This window comes from Ureibacillus sp. GCM10028918, assembly GCF_042666115.1.
GTDB lineage: Bacteria > Bacillota > Bacilli > Bacillales_A > Planococcaceae > Ureibacillus.
The window spans coordinates 79,412-97,103 of the sequence record NZ_JBHTFK010000002.1 but is presented as its reverse complement, the minus strand read 5'-3'; the positions used below and the strand labels follow the sequence as shown (position 1 = coordinate 97,103).

Sequence of the window (17,692 nt, the reverse complement as noted above, 5' to 3'; positions counted from 1 at the left end):
TTTAAGAGAACAATACTGCCTTGGAACAGATCACTATGTAAATTTGTAAATTTGCCATTTTATTTGTCAAAAAATGTTTTAACAAAAAAATTGAAGGGAAGGAAAAGTACATCTTACCTTTTCACTGGAAATGAGAGGTTGGCTGAACATATAAACGCTCAAATAGCGAAATGATATCGAAACTAAGCTCTAGTATTACAACAAAACGGAGGTATAAATATGACTCAAAGAAAAGTACTATTTATCTCGGATCATGGGGATCCCTTAGCTCCACTTGGCAGTAAACAAGCGGGTGGGCAAAATAATTATGTTCGTCAATTAGCATTATCCTTAGAAGAAATTGGTTTTGCGGTAGACGTAGTTACCCATTGGTGTCTAGAGGATGCTCCCCAAATTGAACATTTCGGCAAAGCAAGTCGAGTTATTCGATTAGAAGCTGGCAAAAAAGGATTTGTCGATAAAAATGAATTATTTAAACTACTTCCAAATTTCTATGAAGAAATGAAGGCAAACATAGATCTTTCGCAATATGAACTTCTCCATACCCATTATTGGCTATCAGGGGTACTTGGCTTACAAATAAAAAAAGAATTCCAGTTGCCATGGTTTCATACGAATCATTCTTTAGGAATCGCAAAGCAATTAGGAACTGGCCTCAAGGACAACAGACGTCTTTACTACGAAGACAAAATTCTGTCGGAAGTCGATCAAATTATCGCTACCACTCCTAACGAGAAGCAACTAATTCTAGATACTGTCAAAACACCTGCAAGCATTCATGTTGTGCCAATCGGAGTTGCAGAAACTTACCATCGTTTATATGAAAAACCCTTTGATTTTGAAAACTATTTTTTATTTGTCGGACGTTTAGAGGAATCAAAAGGAATATTTGTATTAATTCAATCATTCCGCGAGTTGGTGGAGAAAAAGAAAATCTCGGAGAATATAAAATTACTTATCGCGGGTGGTACAAAATCCAATGTAGATGTAAAAACTTTCTCTCCAATTGATCCAAAATTGAGACAAGCAATCAAAGGACTTGAAAATCGCATTAAATTTTTAGGTCCACAAAACGAAAAAGAACTTGCCATACTATTTAAAAATGCCGTTGCTACTGTAGTTCCTTCATATTACGAATCTTTCGGAATGGTAGCAGCTGAAGCACAGGCGTGTGGATGCCCTGTCATAGCCTCAAAAGTAGGCGGCCTAAAGGATATTGTTATTCCAGGTAAAACTGGTTTACATGTTACAAAAGGAAATATCTCGAAATTATCGGAATCAATGTATCTTTTATTATCTAAACCCCAAATCGTTAGAGAATTAAAAAATAATGCCCGTAAATTTGCACAGCGTGAATTTAAATGGCAACATATCGCAAAAAAAATCAAACATCTTTATGAGGTGACTTTATATGAGACTGTTAGGTAGTGCAATTTTAGCAACCGATCTTGATAACACATTAGTCGGTCATAAAGAAAAATTAGATCAGCTATGGGAATTCTTCAAAACACAGAAAGTCCCCATATCACTAATCTATATTACTGGCAGGCACTATGATTCTGCTATAGAGCTCATTGATAAGCACCAACTGCCAAGACCAAGTATTTTAATCTGCGATGTAGGTGCTTCAATTTATATTGGTCCCAATTTACAAGAAGATGAACAATGGAGATTGGTTACTTCTGCAGACTGGAATCCAGACTTGATTTTAAGTGTGATAAAGCAATACGATAAATTCAAACGACAACCATTACCGAATGATTATCGATTATCATTTACCGTTTCAGATGATCCCGGTTATGTAAAAGAAGTAGAAGAAATGCTAAAACTTTATTGTATAGCCTTCTATTTAATGTATAGTTCAAACAAAGATGTCGATATTTTACCTTCTCATACAAATAAGGGAGAAGCCTTAAAATATGTTCTCCAGCGATATGCACCAGATCATTTTAGAATATTGGTTGCCGGGGATTCGGGGAATGATGTGGATATGTTAAGACTGGGTTTGCCTGCAGTGATTGTCGGCAACTGCCAAAATGAAATAAAACGATATAGATATCTACCAAATGTATATTTTGCAAAAGATACATTTGCATCAGGTATTCAAGAGGGATGGAGCTACTTTTATCAATCGGCATATTAATATCCCAAGAAAAGCGTAAGCGCCCTGCTAAGCCCCGACAAGTGCTGGAGCCTCCGACAAGAAGGCGTTTTTTGATTTCGTAGGAGGAAACGACTCGAGGGGCTGAGCGGCTTGCGCCAGACACTGTTCAAAATTATATGCTTTTAAAATTCATTAAAAAATTGGATGAAAAAATTACTTTTCATCCAATTTTTTTGTTTTATTTATTTACTTCAGCTTTAATCATTTCTAAGTAGTTTTCTAAAGAAACAGTTTCTGAATCCTTTGAGCCGTAACGACGAATATTCACGTCGCCAGCTTCCATTTCTTTATCTCCCAACACAAGCATATAAGGGATTTTCTTCATTTGTGCTTCACGAATTTTGTAGCCTAGTTTTTCTTCGCGAGAATCCATTTCCACTCGAATACCAGCTGCTAAAAGCTTTTCTTCCACTTGTTTTGCATAATCGAAGTGGACTTCGTTTGATACAGGGATGATTTCAACTTGAACTGGTGCTAACCAAGTTGGGAATGCTCCTTTGTATTCTTCAATTAAGAAAGCAATGAATCGTTCCATTGTTGATACGACACCGCGGTGGATAACAACTGGTCTGTGTTGCTTACCATCTTCTCCAACATAAGCTAAGTCAAATCGTTCAGGTAATAAGAAGTCAAGTTGGACAGTTGATAAAGTTTCTTCTTTTCCGATAGCAGTTTTTACTTGAACGTCTAACTTTGGACCGTAGAATGCAGCTTCACCTTCTGCTTCAAAGTAGTCTAAACCAAGATCATCCATAGCTTCTTTCAACATGCTTTGTGCTTTTTCCCACATTGCATCATCATCGAAGTACTTTTCAGTATCTTGAGGATCACGGTAAGATAGACGGAATTTATAGTCTGTTAACTCGAAATCTTTATATACATCTAGCACTAACTCAACTGTACGTTTGAATTCTTCCTTGATTTGGTCAGGGCGTACAAAGATATGTGCATCATTTAAAGTCATGCCTCGTACACGTTGTAGTCCAGATAAACCACCTGAAGATTCATATCGGTGCATTGTTCCAAGCTCCGCAATACGAATTGGCAATTCACGGTAAGAGTGCATACTGCTTGCATACACCATCATGTGGTGAGGACAGTTCATCGGACGCAGCACTAATGTTTCGTTATCCATTTCCATCGGCGGGAACATATCCTCTTGATAGTGCTCCCAGTGACCAGAAGTTTCGTATAAGCGTTTTGAACCAAGTACAGGAGTGTATACGTGTTTGTAGCCTAAGCGTAATTCTTTATCTACGATGTAACGTTCAACAGTACGGCGAATTGTAGCACCGTTTGGTAACCAAAGTGGCAAACCTTGACCAACAGTTTGTGATAATGTGAATAATTCCAATTCTTTACCGATTTTACGGTGGTCACGTTCTTTTGCTTCTTCAAGCATTTGAAGGTGATGTTTTAAGTCCTCTTTGTTGAAGAAAGCTGTTCCGTAAATACGTTGAAGCATTTTATTGTCAGAGTTTCCTCTCCAATAAGCTCCAGCTAAAGAAAGTAATTTAAATTCTTTTAGTTTCCCTGTTGATGGTACGTGAATTCCGCGGCATAGGTCGAAAAAGTCCCCTTGGTAATAAATTGAAACTTGTTCATCAGCTGGGATCGCTTCTAAAAGTTCTAATTTATATTCATCGCCAACTTCTTCATAAATTTTTTGCGCATCATCACGAGAAACGTCTTTGCGGTCAATTTCGATGTTTTCAGAAATGATTTTTTTCATTTCTTTTTCAATTTTTGGGAAGTCGTCCGCAGAAATTGGTTCTGGTGCATCCACATCATAATAGAAACCGCCTTCGATTACTGGTCCGATACCTAGTTTAATCCCTGGATATAAACGTTTTAAAGCTTGTGCAGTTAAATGTGCAGTTGAGTGACGAAGGATTTCTAAAGCTTCCTCAGATTTTGGTGTAATAATTTCAATTGCACCATCTTCTTCGATCGGTGTTTTCAAATCGATTAATGAACCGTTTAATTTACCTGCCAACGCTTGTTTTTTTAGTCCTGGGCTTATTGATCCTGCGACATCTGCAGTTGATGTGCCGCGCTCAAATTCCTTTACAGCCCCATCCGGGAAAGTTAATTTAATGATTTCTGACATGTCTATTGCTCCTTTTCATTAGGTATTCTTATGGAGTTTAAAAGAGCCACCTCATTTTTATTGTCTAGCTGAGGCGACTAGACTCACACGAAGTGAGTCATGTCGACGATGCAACAGGGCGTTGCGTTTCGTCGACGCGAGTCTGAACGAGCCACCTCCGCTTTTCCAATAAAAAAAGCGCCATCCCTATGAAAGGGACGACGCGTATGCTCGTGGTTCCACCCTTCTTCCTTCCGATAAGCAAGTTATCAGACGAAGCTCCAGGTCGGTTAACGTACCGATTTACGTTAGCGGATTATCCCCGCTAATGCTCCAAGGTAGTAAAGAATGTATCCGTACTAGGAAGCTTTCAGCCATGGCCTCCCTCTCTTTAAGTCGATTTACAATCTTGTTGTCCTTATCAAAGCATTTAGATATTTCTTAATTACAATGTAGTATACGCCCGAAGATTTAAAATTGCAACAATCAACTGAAATTTTTTCTTTTAGACTCTTCGGTTTGTACCTTCCATTTGAATTGGTGTAGTAGTCGTTTTAATACGTTCCATTATTCGCGCAGCTTTAACTACTTCCACTCCACCCTTTTGAGAGTTAGCCAAATGATTTTCCAACCCATCATAATCAAAGTTAGAAGTGATAAAAGTGGGCAGCTCTTCTGCCATACGATAATGCAGGATTGTTCCAAGAATCTCATCGCGAGTCCAGGTCGTTAGGGTTTCCGCTCCCAAGTCATCCAACATTAATACCGGTGCCTTTTTCACAAAATCAATCTTTTCTTGAAGCGTATTATCAGAAATAGCTTGTTTCATTTCACTTAAAAATTCAGGGACGAAAACAAGTACTGATCGAATCTTCAAACTTGCCAGTTCATTTGCAATCGCACCAAGCACAAAAGATTTCCCCACACCAAACGGGCCATAAATATAAAGACCCTTTGATGGTAACTCTCCAGTTTCTTTCACTATTTTTATGAACTTTGATGCAAGTTCCGCTACATCTATTTGAGAATCATTATTTAATAAATCTTTAACCCTAGCTCGTAATACATCTTTTGGCATGAACATGCTTGAAATCATTTTCGCCGATTCGCGTCTTTCTTCCTCGATCAGCTTCTGTTCACATTTGTAATATTCAATTTCAATTGAATTGCGAATGATCGATAGTTTTGGAATAAATCCATTTAGATAGTTTGTACAATTGTCAGTATTATCGCATCCGCAGCAACTAGAATTCTGACTAATATACTCATTTAGTGTGGTTAAACCACGCTCAACCATATCTTTATCAACAAGAGTGTCATTTTCTTCCAAAAACTTTTGAACTTGTGCATTTTCTAAAATTTCTCTTCTCAATTTATCATACCGTTCTTGAAAAGATGGCATTTTTATTACTCTATTAAGAGCTTTATTAATAGGTTCGATTTTAAGTCACCTCTCCATCTGATTGTCCCAACGCTTCTAAAATCTTTTTGCGTCGTTCCTCTGTTGACTTCTGTTTTTCAATATCAGGCTTCTTAGCTTCTTCCTGTTTATTTCGTTTATAAAACCATTCAGGGATTATTTCTTTACTTTGTCGATTCGAATTTTTATAGCCGGAACCACTTGGTTTTGTACCTTGCGCTTTATTGTCGTTTTCATTTTTCCACTTTGTATACTGATCCCTTTCGGTGCGAGCTAATTCCATTGCCTCTTTTGCCGTTTTTAGGTTTTTTCGTATCCAGTGGTCAGCGATTCTTTCCACATATTTTCGAGGCAGCTTCATATCGGTAGTCAGCATTACATATTCCAGAAGAACATTTACTACCCCCACCGGCATCCCGTGCTTCACAATTAATTCCTCTGCCAGTTCAACCGAAGATGGCAATGGCTCTTTCCCGTTATTTATATCTCTTAATACTTGAAGCGGTGGTGTTGTTTCGAGATAAATTTGAAGTTCCTGCTCCTTTGTCGATTTTAGTGCAGCTTGCGGCTTCTCACTTTGAACAAATGTTTTTTCCATTTTTGGGGCATCCTTGGAAACAGTTAGCTTATAATAATCCGCAGCTGCCTTTTTTAATCGATCAATGGAGATATGCATATTATCATCCAGCGCTAAAATAACAACCTTTTGCATATCTAAAGGCGATAAATGATAAAGAAATGCAAGCTTTGCGATTACTTCTTTTACTTCAGCCGTGATACTGCTAGAAGGAATCAGACTTTCCGATAACCCCGACATTAACAAATTAAAATCGAACTGTTCAAAATAAAACGGATAATCATGTTTCTTTCCTTCATTCATCTCAGCAAAATCCTTTGGCACATTCATATGTACTGGCTTGTACACATCCATAAATGAACGGGAAACCTCTTTAAACGTGTCCTTATTGATGGCTCTCGTAAAGCGTCTGCGAAGCTTTCGGTAAGCCTGTTCACCAATCTTCGAGAATAGGAACATTGAAAGTAACGGATCTTGAAAAAATGCAGGCGCATCAAGAGGACGAATTAACTCATAAATGAACTGGCGACTATCTTCTTCATCTTTTCGGAAAGTTCGTAGTAATCCGATTGCCTCAAGTGCAATTCTCGCTTCAAAAATTTTCCCGATTGGCATATTTAATACATTCATCAAATAATAATGGGTCATCGGATGATTATTATGTAGGTCTTCCCCTTCTGCCCATAATGTTAAATAAAGACTTATTGGTTCAGGGCCAGTCAAGGGTTGATAAAACAATGTCAGTAATTGACGTTCATTCGTTGAAAGAAAATGAGGGAGACTTATTTCAAAATGATCCGTAGGCTGTACTTCCTTATACAAATGAACCATTTATTTCCCTCCATAACTTTATTTTTTTAAATCAGATTGACGCTGAAGAAGTTCTTTCATTTCTGCAATAAACACGTTGATATCTTTAAATTGACGATAGACGGATGCGAAACGAACATAGGCCACTTCATCTTCTTTTGCCAGCAAATTCATAACCTTTTCGCCAACATCGTCAGAACGAACTTCTGAATTGCCTATTCTTCTTAGATCTTTTTCTACAGACAGAGCAATTCCTTCTAAAGTGTCTAACGTTACTGGGCGTTTCTCACAGGCACGAATCAGACCGCGCAATACTTTTTCTCGACTAAATTCTTCCCTTGAACCATCTTTTTTAACAACGATTAAAGGCGTTTCTTCAATCTTTTCAAATGTAGTAAAACGAACCCCACAGGATTCACATTCCCGGCGCCGTCGTATTTCTTTATTATCATCAACAGGTCTCGAATCCACAACACGTGTTCCATTATATTGACAAGCTGGACATCTCATAGTATTTCTCCCGTCTCACTCTTTTTCATTACTCTTATTATAACAAATCTCATTTATATAGAAAAATAGCAGTTATTTAGTGTTCGTAATAGTCAATTCTAATATATTTTGCAATAGAAAAACATTATTTTCTTATATTTTTCTTCTCCCATCCACTATTAAACTATCGATGGCAAGAAATAAAAGACTAATTAGATAAAAATATCCAGATCAGGCATCTTAAAGAACAGGCACATCCTACTATGTAAACTATGCAATATTTCTAGAGGGTGCAGCAGGGTTAACAATGCCTGAGGTGACCTTTCGCAAAAGACGATGGCAAATTTATTAGTACAACCGATATTTTAAAAGGACATTATATGGAATATGGAAGACATATCAAAACAAAAAAGATAGGAGCATATACCCCTACCTCTTTGTGTATTATTGCACAAACAACTATGCTATAACTACTTCTAAAGCTTTGACGATTTTCTTTGTTAAGTCTACTACACGAGATGAGTAGCCCCACTCATTGTCATACCAAGCAAGTACTTTCACTTTGCGAGTACCCATTACCATTGTCAACTGACCGTCAATAGTAGAAGAGTATGTTGTTGTATTATAGTCTGTTGAAACTAAAGGTTCCATTGTAAAGTTTAAAATTCCTTTTAAAGGACCTTCACTTGCAGCCTTGAATGCTTCATTAACTTCTTCAACAGTTACATCTCTTTGAAGATCCACTACAAGATCAACTAATGATACGTTTGAAGTTGGAACACGTAAAGCCATTCCGTGTAATTTACCTTTTAATTCAGGTAAAACTAGCGATAAAGCTTTTGCAGCACCTGTTGAAGTCGGAATGATGCTATCTGCACATGCACGAGCACGGCGTAGATCTTTATGTGGATTATCTAAATTCTTTTGGTCATTTGTAAAAGCGTGAACTGTTGTCATTAACCCATTCTCGATACCAAATGTATCATTTAGTACTTTTGCTACAGGGGCTAGACAGTTAGTTGTACATGATGCATTTGAAATCACATCATGTTTTTCGATATCCAACAACTCATCGTTGACACCCATTACAAGTGTAATATCTTCATTTTTACCTGGAGCAGTTAAAATAACTTTTTTTGCACCAGCTTCTAAATGCATTGCTGCTTTTTCGCGATCATTAAATTTACCTGTTGCTTCAATTACGATATCTACACCTAATTGTTTCCATGGCAATTGTAATGGATCACGTTCACTAATTAGTTGAACACGCTTACCATTTACAATTAAAGCGTTTTCTTCTGCTTCAACTGTTCCTTCAAATCGACCATGATTTGTGTCATACTTAATTAAATGTGCTAACGTTTCTGATGGATAACTAGCATTTATCGCAACGATATTTAATTCATCTTGAGCAATTGCTTGGCGGAAAACCATGCGTCCAATACGGCCAAACCCATTAATAGCAATAGAAACTGTCATTATTTGTAAATCCTCCTGTATTTGCAGTTAGTAATATATTATTCTATCTCTTGCAATTAGTATAACACATTTACCTAAAAGATGAACACAATTTATTCAGAATTAAAAAGTTTCTATTTTCTGAATAATCCTATTGTGTATATACCCGAACCACGCAGATTATATGCATTAGAGTTTATTTAATTTCCTGAAAGTTTTTGTTTCACCACAACTCTTATAAAAAATAAAAAGGCCGACTCATCAAAGTCGACCAATTGTATAGCATATTTACTTTAATGATACGCATAAAGTACAAGAATTGGGGTTAAATGACATTCCAATTGCGCAGAATGGTTTCTAATTGTTCTGCTGTTTGTTCAATCGTTCCATTATTATTTATAACCGCATCTGCCCCTTGTTCTTTCACAGTTAAAGGCAACTGCGAGCGTATACGTGCTTTCGCATCTTCTTCCGGCAATTGATTTCGCTCCATTAAACGCTTCAATTGCGTTTCCTCTGTAACCGACACAACTAAAATTTTCTCTACGAAGTGCTGCAACTTGCTTTCAAACAATAGAGGTATGTCCATGATGACTGTTTCTGCACCATTTTCAACATGCTCGTCACGTTGACGAATCATCTCTTCACGTATGGCTGGATGAATGATGCTGTTCAACATTTTTCTTTTCTCTTCATCATTAAAAACGATGGCACCAATTTTTTCACGATTCATAGCACCATTTTCTGTTAAAGCATCTTCACCAAATGCCTCTACAATTTTTTGCAGAGTTGGTGTTCCCGGTTCCACTACAAGTCGAGCCACTACATCTGCATCGACAATGGGAAGGCCATATTTCTTCAACATATTAGCAACGGTACTTTTACCGCTTGCGATACTGCCGGTTAACCCAATAATCATTCTCTGAACACACCTTTTAATGCTGACATTTCGGACAATACACCGAAGTTCGTCCGCCTATTATTAATGATTTTGTAGCTGTATTACATTGAGGGCAAGTTTTCTTCCCATACATTTTTAGACGATCTTGCATTCCACCAGCTTCACCATTTATATTACGGTAATCTGAAATGGTGGAACCACCCATCTCAATGCTTTCCTTTAAAATTGTACGAATCGCTTCAAACAATTCAATTTTTCGCTTTTTACTAATGCGATTCGTTTTCCGAGCAGGATGAATGCCCATTTTAAAAAGTGCTTCTGTTGCATAAATATTGCCGCAGCCTGAAATGACCTGTCCGTCCATGATCACTTCTTTAATAGGCTTGTTTTGATATTTTGTTAACTCACATTTTTCTAAAAAGAACTCACATGCGCCTTTTTCAAACGGTTCTGGTGCCATTAGAAGAAGTGGCGGATGGTCCTCTACTTTTTTAACAAAACGAAGCTCGCCAAATCTTCTTATATCTGAATAAACTAGAAGTTCTCCAGATTCAAGGGTAAAAATTGCATGCACATGCTTACGAAATTTCTCTTCTGTAATATCACTTAAATTCTGAACAACAAACCATGCACCAGTCATTCCTAAATGATTTACAAAAAGAAAGTTTTCTTGATTTTTTTCTAAGTGAAAATAGATATATTTTGAGCGACGTGTAATGCTTTGGATATTCATTCCTTGCATTACTTCCTCAAATAGGTTTGGCTCAATATTTTTGACAATGCATTGTTTGCCTAGTCCAAAAGAGCTGTATATTGTATCTGAGAGTTCCACTTTTAAAATCGTTTTCCCTTCAACAGCTGGCACCAGTGCCCGAACAACACCTTCTACCTCTGGTAATTCAGGCATATTTCCACTTCCTTATTTTGCATCGTACCAAGTATGACCATAGTTGAAATCTACTTTTAATGGAACCGTAAGTTCGATCGCATGCTCCATTACTTCCGGTACAATTCGCTCTAGAATTTCAATTTCCTCTTTTGGTGCTTCAAAAATTAATTCATCGTGTACTTGTAATAATAATTTCGACTTTAAGCCTTCTTCTTTTAAGCGTGCATCCATATCGATCATCGCTTTTTTAATAATATCCGCTGCACTGCCTTGAATTGGGGTATTCATGGCAGTACGCTCTGCAAAGCTGCGCAGGTTGAAATTTCTGCTCGTAATATCTGGTAAATAGCGGCGACGATTTAAAATCGTTGTTACATATCCCTTTAGCTTCGCTTCTTGCACAATCGTATCCATATATTCTTTTACACCCGGGAAGCTTTCCAAATATTTTTCAATAAATTCGCCAGCTTCTTTCCGTGTAATATTTAAACTTTGAGATAGACCATAATCACTTATTCCATATACAATACCAAAGTTAACGGCTTTAGCGGCACGACGCATATTCGAAGTGACTTCTTCTTCTGATACATGGAATACGTCCATTGCCGTACGGGTATGAATATCCATTCCTTCATTAAAAGCTTCCACTAAAGCTTCATCATTGGACATATGAGCCAGTACGCGCAATTCGATTTGTGAATAGTCTGCTGCGAATAATACCCACTCCTTTTCTGAAGGGACAAATGCCTGTCGAATTTTTCGACCTTCTTCCAGGCGAATAGGAATATTTTGAAGGTTTGGATCTGTTGAACTTAATCGACCAGTCGAAGTTAATGCTTGTTGGAAGCGAGTATGCACCTTGCTGTCTTCACAGTGAACTTCCTTCATAAGCCCTTCAATATAAGTGGATTGTAGTTTCGCCAATTGACGGTAATCCAAAATATATTGAACGATTTTATGTTCAGTTTGTAGCTTCTCTAGAACATCAGCAGCAGTTGAATAACCCGTTTTTGTTTTCTTCACTACCGGCAGACCCAGTGTTTCAAATAGAATTACACCTAATTGTTTAGGAGAATTAATATTAAACTTCTCTCCTGCAAGCTCATAAATCTCTTTTTCAAGAGCGGATATTTTCTGTCCCAAGTCCTTACCCATGTTTTCAAGTGTCGGGATATCAACTTTGATTCCTTTGCTTTCCATAGATCCGAGAATTGACGCCAGCGGAAGCTCTAATTCGTAATACAGCTCGAACTGTTCATTTTCCTTTAGCTTCTCTTCGACAACCGGCTGCAGTGACCAGATAGCAAAAGCTTTGCGACTGACATGCTCACCTAAAACCGATTCACTCGGAACCGTCCATTTTGCCCCTTTTCCATAAATCGTTTCATTGGCTTGTATATCTGTATATCCAAATTCTTTTGCAAGTGTAGCTATATCATCACCTGAGATAGCAGGATTAACAATATAAGCAGCCAACAACATGTCAAATTCAACACCACGCAAAGTAATCCCCACACGATTTAAGATTGCTTGAGCTGCTTTGCTATCTGACATATACTTTTTCTTCGTTTCGTCTTCCAACCAATTTTTGATGGCTTCGTTTTCCTGCATTGCATCAAAAGAAAGATAGAAGGTTTTTACTCCATCAGTAAAGGCAAAGCCTAAAACGCGGCACGAATGATAATGTTCATTTTCAATCTCGACATGAACGGCCATTACATCCTTTAGCATACCCTCTGTCACTTCTTGGACAATCTTGAATTCTAATTCAGCTGTTTCTTTTTCTTCTACCTGGAAGTCACTTTTTTCAATTAATGACTTAAAGGAAAGCTCTTGCCATATAGATAAAAGTTCTTCTTCATTGGGTCCTGGATAATTTAAATCCTCGAGCGTGATTTCGATCGGCGCTTCCGTAAAAATAGTTGCCAGCTTTTTGGATAGCTTTGCTGACTCTTCATTTTCCACCAGCTTTTCTTTCATTTTCGACTTTTTCATGTCTTCAATTTTTTCATATAATGTTTCGACAGAACCGTATTCCTTCAGTAATTTGATGGCTGTTTTTTCACCAACACCGGGTACACCCGGAATATTATCTGAAGCATCTCCCATTAGCCCCTTCATATCAATAATTTGAAGTGGGGAGAGCCCATACTTTTCTTCTATATGTGCTGGCGTATATTTTTCAATATCCGTCATTCCCTTACGAGTGATATACACAGTCACCTGCTCAGTAGCGAGCTGTGTTAAGTCCTTATCACCCGAAACAACAATGACATCCATGTTTTCACTTTCAGCTTGCTTGGCAAGTGTCCCGATAATGTCATCTGCTTCATAAAGCTCTTTTTCATACCGCTTGATTTGATAGGCATCAATCAGCTTTCGCAAATACGGAAATTGCTCTGAAAGCTCTGGCGGCGTTTTTTGACGTCCGCCCTTATACTCCCCGAAGGATTCGTGGCGGAAGGTTGTTTTTCCCGCATCAAAAGCAACAAGCATTTTTGTCGGTTTCTCTTCTTCTACTATTTTTTGCAGCATCGTCGTAAATCCATATACAGCATTCGTATGAATTCCACTGTCATTTGCGAGTAGCGGCAACGCAAAAAATGCACGATATGCCAAGCTATTTCCATCAAGTAATAATAATTTTTCTTTAGCCATTAAACGCTCTCCTTCATAATTGCAACAAGTCTTGTTATTAAATAATCTTCTCTATTTTACTTTATCCTTTGTACTGGCTTTTTTCCATTATAAAACACGTATCAGTCGAAATTACGACCAATACGTGCTACAAGGGACCATTATTACAACAACTCAACCATGAATTTTAGGAGTTTGGTTCTTTGATAATTTTGGATAAAAGATTTCTTCATATATTACTGTTAGTAAAAATGCGTTCATAAAGGCGAATACTAGATAAAGCGGCATTCCACCAAGATCGTGTACCATTAGGCTTCGGGCAAATACCTCTACTATTCCTACTTGTGTGAAGTAAAAAATCATCCCCACACCCACTTGCCAGATTGGTCTTTTGTCTTTTCTGCTTTCAAATTTCAACACTTTTTTGAAGCTATCACGAACATCCTCTACAACAAATAGCGAAATGCAGAACATAACAATAAACAATAAAGGTATATGTATTACTTCAAATTTTAACCATGAGTATGTTGTTGCTCTAAATATAGAAGTAATAGAACAAGACATGATGAATGCTAGAAGTATATTTTGAATCAGTTGATTTACTTTGTACAACTTTCATTCCTCTTTTCAGATAATATACGTTTATAGTACAACAGAAGTTATATTAATAGATAGTAGTAAAATATGTATCTTTTAGCCTATTTTTTAAAATTAATGTTTTATCTTGCAATATAAAAGGTATAACCTCATATTTTATTGGTTATACCTTTTCAGACTGTTGACATACGCTCGCATACTGCGTTGGTTGCCTCGTTCGTCCCCTCATGAACGTTTTGTTCTATTCGGGTCTTCACTTGGCTTCCCGCCTTGTCTGGCAAGCGTTTTCAAGTTAGTCTGAGGTATCTTTAATTTTCAAGTATTTCTATTAAAATGAGTGTAGACAAAGTCGATCATCGACTTTGTCTACACTCATACCTTTTGGTTAATCTAATTTATTTTAATATTGTCATAGGAGCATTCTCCACCTTCAAAAGCATAGAACCCCCACATTCCATGTTGATAGGTTTCATCTTGTACCGTTAACAAAAGCTCATCATTTATATAAAAAGATAAATTATTATCTATTGCTTTCACCTTTAAATGATACAACTCATCATGTTTCCATTTGTATTCTGTCACGGCTAATACAGTTGTATCAAAATTCTTTAACCCAATAGACACTTTGTCTCCAGAATCAAAACCTGCATAATAAAATTGTGATGTACCCAGTGCTCGAAACAAAATTCCATGCGAGTTTCCTTTTACTGGACGAATTTGAGCTTCAATGATTGCCTCTTCCATATAATAATGCCCTGTGAAGCTTGCGCATTCTTCATCGCTTTCCATTTGCATTTTATCTTTTTCCAATGTCCATTTTCCACGGTGATGAGCAAATGGTGTCACACAACTAAACTCGACGGCTTGTTTTTTAAAATCAATTTCATAAGATGGCTTACCATAGATTCGAAACTCATCCAAAAAGATTTTGCCAAATGCTCTTTCCGTTCGCGAGGAGTCCGTGTGAATCATCAGACCCACTTCCTCTACTAAATCACCTTTTGTATCTGGGATTGTAAATTCAATCGTTTGCCAAATATTATCAATTATAATAGGTTCCTTTGTTTCGATTGTTTTTTTATCATAAGTAGTACGGACGTATGGGGTCAAAATGATTGCCTCTCCATGCAAGCGTTCTACTCTTACTTTCATGGAAACCGTTTGCCCACTATAGGCAGTCGGCGCAAAGGTTGGCGAATATTTTTCATCCATAAAAAGATTTCTTCGGTAAAAACTTCTATAAAAAACCGTCGATAAATCTCCCTGGTACATCCTAATTACAACGATTTCTAACGATCCGCTAGTTCTATATCCTTTATTTTGTGCATGACGCAAAAAAGTTTTAAAAGGATAACTAGTGCCAAATCCATGAGTAGACCCAGGTAAAGTAAAATCCAAATAGACTTCCTTCTCTTTATAGCTTTTCACTAGTTGTGCAGGGGGTTCTTCATTTGCTTCACGGTAGCCTAATAGAGCAACTTGTTTTGCAAATGTGGGTAAGTCTACAATATTTAAATATCCTGAAACACTGGATGCAACGATAGAATCATTGATTGGCTTTCGGTAATTGGGAGCAAATCCATCTATCCCGGTTAACGCTCCCACAATTGAACCAACCGTACCAGCGTTGCAATCCGTATCCCAACCACACATGGTGGCAATTTCAATTGTTCGGCTAATATTCCCTTCTCCGTACAAAAGAGCCAGAATACAAACCCCTGCATTTGGAATGATATGACAGATTCCACCGTACTTATCATATCCCCATTCTTGTTCTAAAAAGTCCCGGCAAGCCCGGAAGTCATTTGGATTTTTTTTGTGAAAATCAATTACCGCATGGACTACCTTTGCATACGTACTATCGACTGGAATTTGCTTTAAAGCTTCATAGAGAATTTCATGGACCTCATTTTTAGCAAATGCTAAAGCAATACAAGCTGCAATAAAACGAGCACCGAATATCCCGTTTCGATCGTGGGATACACTTGCTGCAATTTCGGCATACTCTGCCGCCTTGCTTGGGTTATTTGGAAAGATTAAACCAAAAGAATCAATAAAAATTTGCCCGCCGATTTGTTCGGCTAAAATCTCTCCATTCTGTTCAATCGAACCAGAACGTGGAGCTTTAATCCCTTTTTTCAAATTTAAGTAGGCTGTATGTTCTGTACTGATTTGGTCGCCCCCCCACCAAATCATGCCTCTACCTTCACGCAAATAGTTTAACCAAGTTTTGGCGACATCCTGTGGTTCTAATTTACGGTCCTTTGCATGATCTAATAGTGCTCTTATAAAAAAAATGGGACCGTTTGCATCGTCATCTGCCGAAAAGACATTATAGTCTTTTACATAGTCTTTTATCTCTCCAAATACATCTTGGATCATTTCAAATGTCCATTCAGGTGGTTCGACTGGCGCACCTAATCGTATACCAGCATTCATCGCTAATATACTTGCATATACTTTTTCCAGATAATTATTTGGGATCATCATATGGCCCCCCAATTAATGCCCAATAATTCCTTCCTGTTTTCGAATGATTTGTAAATCCTTTTCAATAATTTGTTTAGCTACACTCGCAAAGGATATGGCTTCTTCATCAAAATTGATTTGGTTTGTCTTAGAAAGCAAGTCTATGTTGTCACGATTTATAAAATTCGTTCCATACATCGCCCCCAAAATCACTCCCACCATTACACCAATCGAGTCTGTATCTCTTCCAGAATTGATGCCGTCTAAAATAGATTTGTAGTAATCTCCATCGTTATAAACGATAAAGGCTAATGCAAGCGGTAATTCCTCAATAGAGAATAGTCGGCTTGGTGTATAATGATTGGAAGGAATTCCGACTTTCTCTATTTTGCGATGCACATCATCACCCATGGGCGAAAAAGGTGCAATGCTTTCATGTAAAATTGCCACCAATTCTTGGTAGGAGCATTTACTCTTCTTCAATTCTTTTGCGATCTTTGTAAGGGCTATGATTGCTTGTTTTGTGCCATCCTTAGCTAAGGAAATTGCCGTTTCAATAACATCCTCAACAGTAACGTTTGGAGTGAATGCACATGCTACACATGCCGCTAATACTCCAGCCGCTTCAAGACCATAGCTTACTTGGTGCCCCGAAGCAAAAGCTATTGCTTCATTATATGCAGCAAGTGGATTTCCTGCGTTTACTATTCCAATAGGAGCAATATACATGGCTGCACCACAGTTCACCATATTTCCTATCCCACCTTCTCGAGGCTCACAATTTGCGAGTACATGGCGAAGGAAGATATGCTTTTCCGGGTAAAATAATCGATCTAATATAAGAGATTCACGACCAAATTCAGGAATAAATGTTTTTCGGAAAGCAATTTCTTTCGTAAACTCATTTGCTAAATCATAAGCATCTAAATGACGTTTTACCGTTTTATATACACGACAAAGGGCAAGGGTCATTAAAGTATCATCCGTAATAATCCCATTGCCGCGCCGTTTTCCAAGTGTTGCCTCTTCCCCTAATTTTTCTTTGTACCAACGCGTTTTCATAGTTGTTACATAGCCATACTTATTTTTAATTTCTTTCCGTGACAATTTTTCAACCGGAGCACCGAGCGCATCGCCCAGTGCTCCCGAAATTAAAACGCCTTTCACACGATCTTCAAATGACCCCATTCGC

At 37.6% G+C, this 17,692-nt stretch carries 13 protein-coding genes; 2 read left to right on the top strand and 11 right to left on the bottom strand.

Annotated elements, in window-relative coordinates:
• Window positions 1–219: 219 nt before the first annotated feature.
• A complete protein-coding gene (locus tag ACFQU5_RS00425) occupies window positions 220–1,428 on the top strand; it encodes a glycosyltransferase (protein WP_390283572.1) in 1,209 nt (402 codons plus the stop codon).
• A complete protein-coding gene (locus tag ACFQU5_RS00420; RefSeq protein WP_390283568.1) occupies window positions 1,412–2,143 on the top strand; it encodes an HAD-IIB family hydrolase in 732 nt (243 codons plus the stop codon). Before ACFQU5_RS00425 ends, ACFQU5_RS00420 begins: the two co-directional genes overlap by 17 nt.
• 199 nt (window positions 2,144–2,342) lie before the next feature.
• Here the strand turns inward: ACFQU5_RS00420 and thrS are convergent, their stop codons facing one another.
• The 11 genes from thrS to ACFQU5_RS00365 all read right to left on the bottom strand — a co-directional run bounded on the left by thrS (window position 2,343) and on the right by ACFQU5_RS00365 (window position 17,688).
• Window positions 2,343–4,274, bottom strand: coding sequence for a threonine--tRNA ligase (gene thrS / locus ACFQU5_RS00415; RefSeq protein ID WP_390283565.1), 1,932 nt, complete (start codon window positions 4,272–4,274; stop codon window positions 2,343–2,345).
• A gap of 484 nt (window positions 4,275–4,758) precedes the next feature.
• A complete protein-coding gene (dnaI, locus tag ACFQU5_RS00410) occupies window positions 4,759–5,685 on the bottom strand; it encodes a primosomal protein DnaI (RefSeq protein ID WP_390284676.1) in 927 nt (308 codons plus the stop codon).
• 10 nt (window positions 5,686–5,695) lie between these two features.
• Complete coding sequence (locus tag ACFQU5_RS00405; protein ID WP_390283562.1) at window positions 5,696–7,081, bottom strand: replication initiation and membrane attachment family protein; 1,386 nt, start codon at window positions 7,079–7,081, stop codon at window positions 5,696–5,698.
• 18 nt (window positions 7,082–7,099) lie between these two features.
• On the bottom strand, window positions 7,100–7,570 hold the full coding sequence (nrdR, locus tag ACFQU5_RS00400; RefSeq protein WP_301137984.1) for a transcriptional regulator NrdR: 471 nt from the start codon (window positions 7,568–7,570) through the stop codon (window positions 7,100–7,102).
• 438 nt (window positions 7,571–8,008) lie between these two features.
• Entirely contained in the window at window positions 8,009–9,028 is a 1,020-nt protein-coding gene (locus tag ACFQU5_RS00395) for a glyceraldehyde-3-phosphate dehydrogenase (protein ID WP_390283558.1), read from the bottom strand.
• A 304-nt stretch (window positions 9,029–9,332) separates the two neighbouring features.
• Window positions 9,333–9,926, bottom strand: coding sequence for a dephospho-CoA kinase (gene coaE / locus ACFQU5_RS00390; protein ID WP_390283555.1), 594 nt, complete (start codon window positions 9,924–9,926; stop codon window positions 9,333–9,335).
• 16 nt (window positions 9,927–9,942) lie between these two features.
• A complete protein-coding gene (mutM, locus tag ACFQU5_RS00385) occupies window positions 9,943–10,815 on the bottom strand; it encodes a bifunctional DNA-formamidopyrimidine glycosylase/DNA-(apurinic or apyrimidinic site) lyase (protein ID WP_390283553.1) in 873 nt (290 codons plus the stop codon).
• A 12-nt stretch (window positions 10,816–10,827) separates the two neighbouring features.
• On the bottom strand, window positions 10,828–13,455 hold the full coding sequence (gene polA, locus ACFQU5_RS00380) for a DNA polymerase I (protein WP_390283550.1): 2,628 nt from the start codon (window positions 13,453–13,455) through the stop codon (window positions 10,828–10,830).
• A gap of 153 nt (window positions 13,456–13,608) precedes the next feature.
• On the bottom strand, window positions 13,609–14,046 hold the full coding sequence (locus ACFQU5_RS00375) for a DNA polymerase I (RefSeq protein WP_390283547.1): 438 nt from the start codon (window positions 14,044–14,046) through the stop codon (window positions 13,609–13,611).
• Window positions 14,047–14,421: 375 nt separating this feature from the next.
• On the bottom strand, window positions 14,422–16,521 hold the full coding sequence (locus tag ACFQU5_RS00370; protein WP_390283544.1) for an ADP-ribosylglycohydrolase family protein: 2,100 nt from the start codon (window positions 16,519–16,521) through the stop codon (window positions 14,422–14,424).
• Window positions 16,522–16,533: 12 nt separating this feature from the next.
• Window positions 16,534–17,688: an ADP-ribosylglycohydrolase family protein gene (locus ACFQU5_RS00365; RefSeq protein WP_390283541.1), complete on the bottom strand. Its 1,155-nt coding sequence runs from the start codon at window positions 17,686–17,688 to the stop codon at window positions 16,534–16,536.
• Window positions 17,689–17,692 lie beyond the last annotated feature (4 nt).